The 11,369-nt window shown below is 65.4% G+C and carries 13 protein-coding genes; 10 read left to right on the plus strand and 3 right to left on the minus strand.

Annotation, left to right across the window (positions count from 1 at the left end):
* Positions 1-624: DUF5666 domain-containing protein (locus BLW05_RS36260; RefSeq protein ID WP_256330650.1), on the plus strand; the 624-nt coding region annotated here is incomplete at its 5' end.
* 498 nt (positions 625-1,122) lie between these two features.
* Entirely contained in the window at positions 1,123-1,452 is a 330-nt protein-coding gene (locus tag BLW05_RS35065) for a hypothetical protein (protein ID WP_093169532.1), read from the plus strand.
* Positions 1,453-1,519: 67 nt separating this feature from the next.
* Here the strand turns inward: BLW05_RS35065 and BLW05_RS35070 are convergent, their stop codons facing one another.
* Positions 1,520-2,014, minus strand: coding sequence for a hypothetical protein (locus BLW05_RS35070; RefSeq protein WP_256330651.1), 495 nt, complete (start codon positions 2,012-2,014; stop codon positions 1,520-1,522).
* Between the two features lie 117 nt (positions 2,015-2,131).
* On the minus strand, positions 2,132-3,244 hold the full coding sequence (pstS, locus tag BLW05_RS35075; RefSeq protein ID WP_093169535.1) for a phosphate ABC transporter substrate-binding protein PstS: 1,113 nt from the start codon (positions 3,242-3,244) through the stop codon (positions 2,132-2,134).
* 523 nt (positions 3,245-3,767) lie between these two features.
* On the opposite strand from pstS, the gene BLW05_RS35080 reads away from it, so the two are divergent.
* The 8 genes from BLW05_RS35080 (at position 3,768) to BLW05_RS35805 (ending at position 10,556) form a co-directional block, all read left to right on the plus strand.
* Positions 3,768-4,664 carry an ABC transporter substrate-binding protein gene (locus BLW05_RS35080; RefSeq protein ID WP_177142964.1) on the plus strand — a complete coding sequence of 299 codons (897 nt, stop codon included), beginning with the start codon at positions 3,768-3,770 and terminating at the stop codon, positions 4,662-4,664.
* A 434-nt stretch (positions 4,665-5,098) separates the two neighbouring features.
* A complete protein-coding gene (locus BLW05_RS35085; protein ID WP_256330652.1) occupies positions 5,099-6,196 on the plus strand; it encodes a cytochrome-c peroxidase in 1,098 nt (365 codons plus the stop codon).
* A 38-nt stretch (positions 6,197-6,234) separates the two neighbouring features.
* On the plus strand, positions 6,235-7,620 hold the full coding sequence (locus tag BLW05_RS35090) for an OprO/OprP family phosphate-selective porin (protein ID WP_256330653.1): 1,386 nt from the start codon (positions 6,235-6,237) through the stop codon (positions 7,618-7,620).
* A gap of 6 nt (positions 7,621-7,626) precedes the next feature.
* On the plus strand, positions 7,627-8,199 hold the full coding sequence (locus BLW05_RS35095; RefSeq protein WP_093169543.1) for an FMN-binding protein: 573 nt from the start codon (positions 7,627-7,629) through the stop codon (positions 8,197-8,199).
* A gap of 11 nt (positions 8,200-8,210) precedes the next feature.
* Positions 8,211-9,059: an FAD:protein FMN transferase gene (locus BLW05_RS35100; protein ID WP_093169545.1), complete on the plus strand. Its 849-nt coding sequence runs from the start codon at positions 8,211-8,213 to the stop codon at positions 9,057-9,059.
* Positions 9,060-9,109: 50 nt separating this feature from the next.
* Complete coding sequence (locus BLW05_RS35105; RefSeq protein ID WP_143045031.1) at positions 9,110-9,514, plus strand: hypothetical protein; 405 nt, start codon at positions 9,110-9,112, stop codon at positions 9,512-9,514.
* Positions 9,515-9,627: 113 nt separating this feature from the next.
* Complete coding sequence (locus BLW05_RS36735) at positions 9,628-9,975, plus strand: hypothetical protein (RefSeq protein ID WP_256330654.1); 348 nt, start codon at positions 9,628-9,630, stop codon at positions 9,973-9,975.
* Between the two features lie 53 nt (positions 9,976-10,028).
* Complete coding sequence (locus BLW05_RS35805; RefSeq protein ID WP_143045032.1) at positions 10,029-10,556, plus strand: hypothetical protein; 528 nt, start codon at positions 10,029-10,031, stop codon at positions 10,554-10,556.
* 81 nt (positions 10,557-10,637) lie between these two features.
* Here the strand turns inward: BLW05_RS35805 and BLW05_RS35810 are convergent.
* The coding region (locus BLW05_RS35810; protein WP_218135278.1) for a hypothetical protein at positions 10,638-11,369 on the minus strand (732 nt) is incomplete at its 5' end.

Below are 11,369 nucleotides of genomic sequence, written 5' to 3' on the forward strand. Positions count from 1 at the left end.
CAGAACCTCGACATCGTGGCGCGGCGCTTCAGCATTGGCGGCTACGTGATCGACTACGGGCAGGCGCCCGTGACCGGCGGAAACGGCGGGGTGTTCACCAACGGCGTACTGGTGCGCGTGCGGGCGAGCGCGGTCGGCGCGGGCCCGATGGTGGCGACCGCGGTGCAATGGTGGTACCCGGCGCCGACCGCCAATGGCACGGCCTTGCAGCTGGCCGGCGTGGTGACCGACTTCGCCGGGCTCGGTTCGCTGCGTGTGCTTGGCATGCCCGTCGATGCGTCGGCGGCGAAGGTGTCCGGCGGGCCGGACCAGTCGGTGGGCAACGGCGTCAGGGTGATCGTCGGCGGCGTGCTCTCGAACGGGGTGCTGAAGGCAAACACACTCAAGATCCGGCTCGCGCCGGGCACCGGCGGGCAGCCCTCGTTCAGCCTGACCGGGCAGATCTCGACCTTCAACTCGATCGCCGATTTCCGCATCAAGGGACAGCCGATCGACGCCAGCGGGCAGGGGGTGAGCTTCGTCAACGGCAGCGCCGCGAACCTCGGTGCGCAGGTGCGGGTGATGGTCGAAGGCAGTCGCGTCGCCAACGGCGTGCTCATCGCCGATCGCGTCACCTTCCAATGAGGCCAATCGGCCGGTGCTGATGCAAGTACGGCCCCAGCTCGATCCCGAAAGGGAACGCATTTGCTTCTGACTGCGGCGGCGATTAACGCGCGGTTACCGTGGGAACTTCCGTCTTACATTTGACCGGAGCTCATGCAAGAGACAATGAAATGTGAAGTTTTCACATGTCGCGTTTCTGGGGAGGAGCGAGATGTCAGGACCTGTCAAACGCCGAATACTCATAAGGTCGCTGCCTCCAGCCGCGAGGAGGGCGCGCAAGGCTTGGCTGGCTGCCATGCAGGCCAGGGAGGCGATGCACAAGCGCATCGTCGCTTCTTTCCGGGATGACATTGCAGGCTCCGGACCGGGGCCGATGGACCTGGAACTGCAGCGATTTGCAAAATTGGCTGTCGCTGAACGCCGGTTGAGACGGGTGTTAGCCAGGGCCCGTCGATTACCTTGCTTAGGCCTGCCGGCGGTGATGCGTCGCGCGGCGATTCCGGGCCTCGGGGAAAGCCAATGACCGGCGACGCCAACCTTCGGCAGCGCGTGGGTTCGCGGAGAGCGGTTGCTTTCGGCAGTTTTGTCGATTTGGCGAGGCTGCATGTGGGCACGCCATTCGCGGAGATTTGCGATACGTGCAACACCATCAACATGGATTCAGCACGCTACTGCAAATGCTGCTCGCACAAGTTGCCTGCCTTCTACGCCGACAAGGGAAGCGGCGAGGGGCAAGCGCGACCTGGTGCCCTCGCATTCGGCAGTAGGCTTCGATCAAGGGTGCGTGATGCACTTCGCGGCTTTCGGGGCGGCGATCGCTCGACCCTCGACCAACTCGTCGACAAGTAGACGAGCCCAGGGATGGGCAGCGCTACGAGCCGCCCTTCGGTCGCGGGATCCCCGCCCCCGAAGCGGCTCACATGAAGCCGGGGTTGCGAGGGAGATAGCGCGTCCAGTCACCCCAATCGCGCGTAGACATCAGCACCATGGGAAGTGCGAATCGCATGCCTTGCCCTGCCGCGATCGAGAGGGCATCGCTTATCCCGGGAACGAACACGGAGATCTGCTGGGCGTCACCCGCGACGGCCATCGCCAGAATCGTCCTGAATGCACTGGGCATCGCATGCGCGTGCATGACCGCCATGGGACCGATGTGGCCCGTGGCGGCAATGTACGCGTAGCCGACGCGCTCTCCTCCATCCTCGAGGAAAACGCCCTCCATCCTGGGATCGTCCAACAGGTGGCGGTGATGCTTCTCTCGCGAAACACCCAAGGTTGCGACGTCGAGCTGCCGCAGCACCTCGAGATCGACGACAGTCGTCCGTATGGGCTTCGCGCGAAGCACGGGGCCCTGTGTACGACGCACCAATGAATCTCGCTGGGCCGAATGGCGCGACATCCAGCTGTTCATCGAAGTCTCCACGACGGCAAGCTCAGGGCTTGAACTGGAGAGTCGGGTGCGCGCCATCTACGAATGGAACAGCGCCCATGCCTTCGGCGCCAAGGCCCCCTCATCAAGGAGCGAGGGTCAAACGTGCTTGCCGGTTGCGCCGCTTCGTGCGGCGACCGGCGCCGCCTTCTGCGATTCGCCCAACACCGGCACGGGTCTTCCGTCCTGCGCCTTGAAGCTGGTCAGGAGACCCACGATGCGCGCCTGCGTCATCAGCGGCAGCGGCGCGAAGCCGGTGCCCGCCACCGCCTTGTCGCCCAGCAGGAACGAGCGATAGAAGAAGTTGAGCGTGCGGCCGGCGCGTTCCGGCGAGGCGGGCGAGCGCGGCACCAGGATGTAGGTGGCGGTGACGATGGGCCATACGCCTACGCCATCCAGGTCCAGCAAGGGCGTGGCCTCGAGGCCGTTCTTGAACAGGCCGCCGGCACGGCTTGCGGCACTGAAGGCCTCGATGCTGGGCTGCACCCATTCGCCGCGCTTGTTGCGCAGGCTCACGGCCGTCAGGTGGTCGCGCTGCACGTAGTCCGACGAGATGTAGCCAATGGCCCCGGGTGTGGCCTTCACTTCCTGGGCCAGCTTGCCGGAGCCTTCGACCGCAGTCACGCTGCCCGGCCACTTGGCCTTGGTGCCTTGCGGTTCGATCGCCGATGAGGCACCGGCAGCCGTCTGCTTCAGGTAGCTCACGAAGATCTCGGTGGTGCCCGAGCCGTCGGCCCGCACGACGCGAACGATGCGCGCGTCGGGCAAGGTCAGCGAGGGGTTGAGCGCGGCAACGGCCTTGTCGTTCCAGCGCTGGATGTCGCCGGCGAAGATCGCGGCCAGCACCTCGGAACTCAGGCGCAGCGCGCCGGACGCGACGCCGGGCAGGTTCACCACGGCCACAACGCCGCCGACCAGGGTTGGGAACTGGAAGAGCTGGTTCTTGTCCAGTTCCGCCTGGCTCAGCGGCACATCGGTGGCGCCGAAGTCCACCGCACGCGCCACGATTTGCTTGATGCCGGCCGAGGAGCCACTTGGCACGTAGCTGAGCTTGACACCCGTGTCCTGCGAATACTGTCGCGCCCATTGCGCATAGACCTCGGCCGGGAAGGTGGCACCGGTACCGGTGATGGAAACGGACTGGGCAGCCGCCAGCGTGGGCAGGCAGCCGAGGGAAAGGAGCAGGGTAAAGGTACGGCGGGAGAGCGACATGGTGGCCTTCGGAAGCGGATCAGATTCCTGGATTGTTAACGAATTATTACAAGTCCAGGTCGCACGTTCCTGCGTGGCTCCCTGCAGCGATCGCCCCGTTCGAGCCGGAGCCTGAGCATGCGGCACCAGCACCGCGGCCAATTCCGCGTTGGGACACAGCACTACGGCGTCCTCCTGGCTGCAGCAGTGGTCGCGATCGCCGGCCACCTCGGCGGACGCATTGCAGCCGCTGTGGCGGTGCAACCCGCAGTGGATGGAGAAGATCGATCGCTTGATTCAGGACGCGCGATGATGGTCCATGCGTCGTCGCTCGCCTGAGCCGCGACCGACGAAAGGTTTGCCGGTTCAACCCCCACCTTGGCGATGCCCGCAGCGGCCCTTGGGTAGCCAATGCCGCCATGGGGCCAGCCAGGAGTAGGTCATGGACCGGAGGCGCTTTGCTCGCAGGGTCGTCATTTCGCTAGGGATTGCCTGGGTCAGTCCCCGGTCGCTGTCGCAATCGACCCACGTGCCAAGACTTGGAATGCTGATCAATGGCGGTCCGGGCGTCACGCCTGCGATGACGGCAGTGCGCCGTGGGTTTGAGCAGCTCGGTTACCGTGAAGGCGCCGACATTGCTTATGAGAGCCGATTCGCGGAAGGGAAGCTCGATCGCTTGCCGGCACTTGCGCAAGAACTCGCGGCACGGAAAGTTGATGTCATCGTCACCTTTGGTGGGCCGTCGACGAGCGCGGCCATTCGGGCGACCAAGCAAATCCCCATCGTGTTTGCCATCGTGGCGGACCCGGTCGCAGTTGGCTTCGTCGACTCCCTGGAACGACCGGGTGGCAATGCGACCGGGATCACCAGCAATGACCCGCAACAAGCCGGACAACAGATGGAGTTGATGCGGATGCTGATTCCGGGGTTGCGGAGACTGGCCATCCTCAGTGATGCTGACATTCCCGGCGCAGACGCGAGTGGCCTGGCTCCCATCGAGCGCGGCAATGCGAACGCAGCCAAGGCGATGGGCATCGAGACCCGGGTGCTCAAAGTGCGCCTGCCCGATCCCGATCTGGAGGCAAGCTTTGACGCCATGGAGGCCGCAAGCGCGCAAGGCCTTCTCATCCTGGAGGTGCCCGTGGGCATGGTGCATCGCAAGCGCATTGCGGAGTTGGCGGCTTCCCGGCGCCTCCCGACCCTGTTCTCGGCCGGCTCAGCCGACGCCGGTGGCGTCCTGAGCTATGGCACCAAGGTCGACGACACCTGGCCACGTGTTCCCGTGTACGTGGATCGAATCCTCAAGGGTGCGAAGCCTGGCGACCTGTCGGTGGAGGTTGTGACCACCCGGGACCTGGTGGTCAACTTGAAGACCGCCCGGGAGATTGGCATTGCTGTCCCGCCTGACTTGGTGAAGATGGCCACCCGGACAGTCGAGTAGGGCGGCCAGCGCTGAGGGAGGGCGACGGTTGCATCGGCCTTCAGGAGCGCCCAATCACCACGCGCTCGCTGGTGACACCGTGCCAAAGTGACTGTGTGAAAACGCCCTTGTGCGCGCCTGTGTCGAGTCAACCTGCGCTCGAACGAGGTGCCCATGAAGCGCTCGGTGATCGGTGTCGCAAAGCTGAACGAAGCCTGAATCTAAATGCGAACCACACTCGTTACGATTGGCGTTCACAGAAAATCGACAACTACATTCGCTGGAGGGGGCTCATGTCCTCGTGTTCCGTTCGCACTGCGCCGGGTGCGAGTCGGCGGCTTGCAGCCGCCGCTTTCATGGCGACGGGCGCCGTGTTTCTTGCTGGATGCGGCGGTGGAGGAGGTGGCTCCGGCGGCTCACCGCTCGTCATCGCTGCGACTTCGACCACACAGGCCGTGCCCGGCACCACTGTGACCGCCGCCAGCATCGGAGAGAAGATCTTCTCGGACCGCTCGCTGTCCGCCTCGGGGCAGATGGCCTGTGCGACTTGCCATGACCCCGCGACCGGGCACGCTTCGCCGTTCTCGACGCCGGTGGCCTTCGGTGGCCCCAACCTCGACCAGGCCGGCACGCGCTCACCGCCGTCGCTGCGTTATCTGCGCTTCAACACCCCGTTCTTCCTTGCCTCGGACGGAACGCCCACCGGCGGATTCGACTGGGACGGCCGCGCCGCCACACTGGCCGATCAAGCTCGCAGGCCCTTCCTGAGCGCCAACGAGATGGCCAATGCCGACGTGGCAACGGTGGTCGCCAAGGTCGCCGCCGCAGCCTACGCGGCCGATTTCAAGGCACTGTTCGGTGCCAACATCTTCGCGGACCCGGACACAGCCTTCGACCGCGTCGTGTTCTCACTGGAGCGCTACCAGCGCGAGAGCGACGAGTTCGCGCCGTTCACCAGCAAGTTCGACTACTTCACCGCGGGCAAGGCCGCCTTCAATGACCAGGAGTCCCGCGGCCTCGCGCTGTTCAACCGCCCCGACAAGGGCAACTGCGCGGCCTGCCATGCCAGCATCAAACCGTCGAACGCTCCCGGTGCGCTGTTCACCGATTTCACTTTCGACAGCCTCGGCCTGCCGCGCAACATGGCCATTCCCGCGAACGCCGATCCGGCGTACTTCGACATGGGCCTGTGCGGTCCGGCGCGCACGGACCTCGCCAACCGCACCGACCTGTGCGGCGCCTTCAAGGTGCCGAGCCTGCGCAACGTGGCGCTGCGCCACCACTTCTTCCACAACGGGCAGTTCGACTCACTCGAGCAGGTCGTGCGCTTCTACGTTCGGCGCGACACCAATCCGGAGGAATGGTTTCCGGTGGACCCGGGCACCGGCCAGCCGGATGCCTACAACGACCTACCTCCCGAACGGCGCGGCAACGTCAACGTGACGGAGGTCCCCTACAACAAGAAAGCCGGCGAGCAGCCCTACCTGGACGAATCCGAGATCCAGGACCTCGTGGCCTTCCTGAAGACGCTGACCGACGGCTACGCACCGTGACGGCGTTCGACACCGCAAATTCTGGAGGAGATTGATTGATGGATACGAGACTTCGCCTGAGTGCGATTGCCGCGGCGATCGCGATGGGCTTTCAGGGAGGCGCCCACGCGCAGACGAACAAAGAGCTGGCCGCCGAGGTCAAGCAGCTTCGATCCGAACTGCTGGAACTGCGCGGCGAGCTGCAGAAGATGAAGCAGGCGGCGGTGGTGCAGCCGGCTCCCGCCGCCGTGGCAGCAACGCCAGCGAGCACGCCGGTCGCGCCGGTAGCGCCCAGCGCACCGGCGCCCGCGGCGGCCCAAGCGCCCGCGCCGATGGTCGCGAGCACGCCGCAGCTCACGTCGACCGGCGAGCCGCTTGCCGGCGACAGTACGCAACGCGTGAGCCTGTTCGGCTACGGAGAGATGGCGTACAGCCGGCCGCGCAACGACGCCTCGGCAGCCAGCGCGACCCTCACGCGCGGCGTGCTGGGATGGGCCTACCAGTTCAACGAACGCACACGCTTCGCCGCCGAACTCGAGATCGAGAACGCGGTCGCCTCCTCGTCCGACCGGGGCGAGGTCGCGCTCGAACAGTTCTACGTCGAACGCGACCTCACCAATTCGATCAGTGCCAAGGCCGGCCTCTTCCTGCTGCCCGTGGGCTACCTCAACGAGACGCACGAGCCGACGCGCTACTACGGCGTCTTCCGCAACTTCATCGAGACCGCGATCATCCCGACCACCTGGCGCGAACTCGGCGCCGGCTTCCGCGGAACGACCGACTTCGGCCTGCGCTGGGACGCCGGCGCGACCACGAGCTTCGACCTCACGAAGTGGGACCCGACCAGCAACGAAGGTCGCGACTCGCCGCTCGCCTCCATCCATCAGGAGGGGCAACTAGCGAAGGCACGCAACATCGGCTTGTACGGCGCGTTGAACTACAACGGCATTCCGGGCTTCAACGTCGGCGCGAGCGTCTTCGACGGCGGCGTCGGGCAGAAGCAGCCCGGATTCGCGGCGCCGGATGCCAAGGTCACGCTGGGTGAAGCCCATGTGCGCTGGCAGCCTGGCAGGTGGGATCTCGCGGCCCTGGCTGCGACTGGCAAGTTCTCAAACGTCGAAGCACTCAACGCGACCTTCGCAGGCCAGCCCACGCCCGTGCCCAACAGGTTCGGCGGCTGGTACGTGCAATCCGCCTATCGTCTGTGGTCGCAGGGCGAATACGCGATCACGCCGTTCGCGCGCTACGAGCGCTACAACACGGCCAATTCGTACGCCGGACTCGCACCGGGCCTCGCCCCCGCGATCCAGCCCGACACACGGGTGTGGACGCTTGGCGCCAGCTTCTTCGTGACCCCGCAGGTCGTCTTCAAGGCAGACTATCAGCGCTTCCTGAGCGACAGTTCGCTGGACCGCTTCAACCTGGGCCTCGGCCTGACCTTCTGATCCCGCATGATTTCCCGCCGCGAAACACTTCGTCGAATGGCAGGCTCGGGCGTGGCCGCCGCCGCGCTCTGGCAGACGCGCGCATTTGCTGCGACCTTCATGGACATCGACGAGGCAAAGAAGATCCTGCTGCCCCGCGCCACGTCCTTCCAGCTTGTGGCGCTCGACCTCGGCGCGCCGCGAATCGCGGATCTTGCGATGGTCACGCATACGCAGCCGCCACGCGGCTACGCGCCGATGGCCTGGACGGGGTTCACCGAAGACAAACGGGTCGGCTGGGTGCTGAGCGACCGGGCCATCGGCAAGTACGAGCTCATCGATTTCGCCGCGGGCTTCGAGGCGGATGGCAGCGTGTCCGGTCTCGAGATCCTGGCCTACCGCGAGTCGCACGGCGCCGAGATTCGAACGCCTGCCTGGCGCCGGCAGTTCGTCGGCCGCAAGGGGCCGGATCAGCTTCGCTTCAATGACGACATCCGCAGCATTTCCGGCGCGACGCTTTCCTGCCAGCATGTCACGGAAGCGGTCCAGCGCTTGAGCGTGCTCGTGCAGCAGCTCGCCCAGAAGCCTGCCCGAACCTGAGCGAGTACTGCATGACAACGCACCTGCGACGCGCCAAGCCGATGCTCGGGACCGTGGTGATGATGCATCTGGCGGATTCGGGAAGCAGCGACCTCGCCGGATGCCGTGCCCGTCTGTTCGATGCCGCCGATGCAGCCTTCGCGCACATCCTCGCCATCGAGCGCGCGATGAGCGCGCACCGGCCCGACTCCGATCTCGGGCGCATGGCAAGTGCAAGTCCGGGCTCTACGCTGACACTCGATCCGCATACGATCGCAGTGATCCGGCTTGCGCGGTACTGGCACGTATTGAGCCGCGGCGCGTTCGATCCGTGCATGGCGGCTGCGCGACTGGCCGGTGTCAACGGCCGGCCCGCGGCGCGCGATGAAGCCGAGCGCAAGGGCACGCTGCGCGACATCCGGATCCTGTCCGCGAGCGAAGTTCGTCTCGATCGGCCGGTGAGGCTCGATTTCGGCGGCATCGCCAAAGGCTATGCGGTGGACCTCGCGATCGACACGCTGCGGCGACTCGGCGTCGAGTCCGCATTGGTCAACGCGGGCGGGGACATGCGCGCGCTGGGTGTTCATGCGTGGCCGGTCGAAGTGCGCGGGCGCGCCGGGTTTCGCGGCTTTGCGCCTCACGCTTTTCGCCGCGCGCGCGACTCGGCCATCGCGAGCTCGGAGGCAGAAGGACCGACGGCGGAGTTCGTGCGAACGCTGCCGCGCGTACGCGCGGCAGCACGATGGTCGAACTGCACCGTGATGGCACGCGACTGCGTCACGGCCGATGCCCTGACGAAGTGGGGCCTTCAGAGCGCCGAGGACTCGTCGCGTTTGCGCCGGGCGCTTCGTTTGCACAAGGCAAGGCTGTGGCGAAGCTGAACCGACGTCGACGCGATCACGGCGGCTGGAGCGGCAGGGGAGCAGTCTGGTTGACAGTCCTGGTTCTTGCATTGCTCGCGACTGGCGTAGTCATGCACGGTCATGAGCCAGTGGTTGATACCGACGAACTCGCGTCCGTGCAGTTACACCGTGCCGCCACGGTCGTGCACGGCCTGTTCGCTTGGATCTTTTGCGTCGTCGTGGGGCGCTGGATCTGGCCGCATGCCGTGCTGGTCTGGTCGCGGCGCAACGGTAACTGGATCTGGGCGCTCGGCATCGTGACCGCGGTCGTCGGTGGCGTGGGGGCCCTGACAGGGCTGGCATTGCTCTATGGCCCCGCGGACTGGCGCGAAGCCCTGACAGCCGTCCACTGGTGGGCGGGCCTTGCGTGGCCTGTGGCCTGCCTGTCCCATGCATGGAAATGGATCGTCGAGGGAAGGGGGCAGAGGAGATAGCGCGCGGTGCAGTCACGAATGCCTTGCACGAGGTTACGCCTCGCTTGTCCGCCGCCCGGACCACTGATGCGTTGATCGAGAAGAGGATCGATTGCCCTCTTGGAGCCCGCGTCATGAGAATTCTTTCCCTTCTGAAACTCGCCCCGGCCGGTGTGGTCGCGACCTGCGCCACGTTGATCGCGACCACAGCCAGCGCCGAAGTGAATTGGTCCGTCAATGTCGGCGTTCCAGGGGTTGTCGTTACTGAGCCCGCACCGGTGTATGTGGAACCTGCTCCGGTATACGCCCCGCCGCCGGTCTACTACAGGCCGGCACCACCCGACTACTACCGCGCGCCGCCTGTGTACTACCGTCCCGCGCCCGTCTACTACGGGGCCGCCTACTACGGGCCTCCCGCACCTGTCTACTATCGACCGAGGCATTGGCACCGGCGAGATCGTGACGATGACGATCGGGACTGACCGCGCGCGTGAGTGACTGCGTTGAGGCAAGAGGGCAGAGGAGCGCGCCTCGGTTGTCAAAACGCCGCAAAGACCGCGTGAGTGCGCACCAGGCTTATGCAGATCCGCTCGAATCCGCATGCCGAGTTCACGACGAACCTTCGATTCTTCGAACCACTCTTACGCGCATCACTGCAAACCGCGCGCATCTTCTTGCCGGAGAAAGGTGTTCATCGATGGCTTGTACCGACCATTACGACCGTCAGATGCCGACGTTCGGGCGTCGCTTGCCCGTGCCGGCCGACGTGCACTTGCAAGTCCTGCATGTCACCGTGCGCTGCGCCGACGCGTGGAAGGTGCGCCAGGCCATCGCGGGCTGTGCCGGCGTCGGGGTCGTGCGCTGCCAGATCATGGTACGCGAGCACAGCGCCACGGCCGAAAGCATCGCGCCACGCGTGCACCTAATGATTGGGTTGTCGCCTTCAAGTTACGTGGCGGTGCTGCAAGCCCTGATGCAGGCGGTGCCGTCGGCTGAACTGGGCTTCCTCGTGACTTGGCCCGAGCACTTGCGCCGCCGTGGATCGGGGCGCGCCGCGTCATGATCGCCGGCCTGCTTCATCGACTGCTTGTGCTGGCCCCTCTCCTCATTCCGATCGGTCTGCAATGGCTGCTGCTGCGGGCCCTCAAGGACCCAAGGGGCTACCCGTCTTCCAAGCGAGCCGAGCGCACATGAGGTGGCTGAGCCGCGAAGCTGGAGTGCGCCGAGCTCGAGGCGTCCAACCCAGAGAGCCCATCAGGATGCCATCGTTCTGTCCCGCATGATGCAACCCGTAGACCATCAGTTCGTAGGCATCGAAGCGTGACACGAGGCCGGCCAGCGACTTCGGCTCCATCCGCTCATGGACCTGGATCGCGAAGAGCATCTGATTTCCTTCGAAGTCGCTGACGAAACTCTCCACGATATCCACGATGGGCGGCTCGGTGCGCGCAAGGTCCAAGCCCACCCGGGAGTCCAAGGCGTGTCCCCATGGTGGGGCAACGAAGGCCAGGACCAGTTCGTCTGGCGCTGCGCGCACGTGCTCGAGGCCGGCCGAGAAGTCGGTGCATTCGAGGCGCAATGGCAGGTCGAGTAGCGCGAGGTTCCTCGAACTGAGTTCATAGACCAGGGGGTCATTCTCGAAGGCGACCGTGCGTGCATCCGGTAGCGTGCGCAGCAGCCAATAGAGCGTGTTGCCCGAACCGGCGAAAGGATCGATGACGAGTTGCGAAACCGAAATGCAGCGGCTCGCCAGGGCTGCGACGTCTAATCCTGATTCTGATAGATGGGATGGACACCCGCCGCCCTTCGGGGCGGGATGGGCAAGGATAGATGTACGTCCGGAACCGACCAGTGCCAAAGTGGCGTCTCCATCCAC

It is taken from the genome of Variovorax sp. YR216, from assembly GCF_900107745.1.
GTDB lineage: Bacteria > Pseudomonadota > Gammaproteobacteria > Burkholderiales > Burkholderiaceae_C > Variovorax.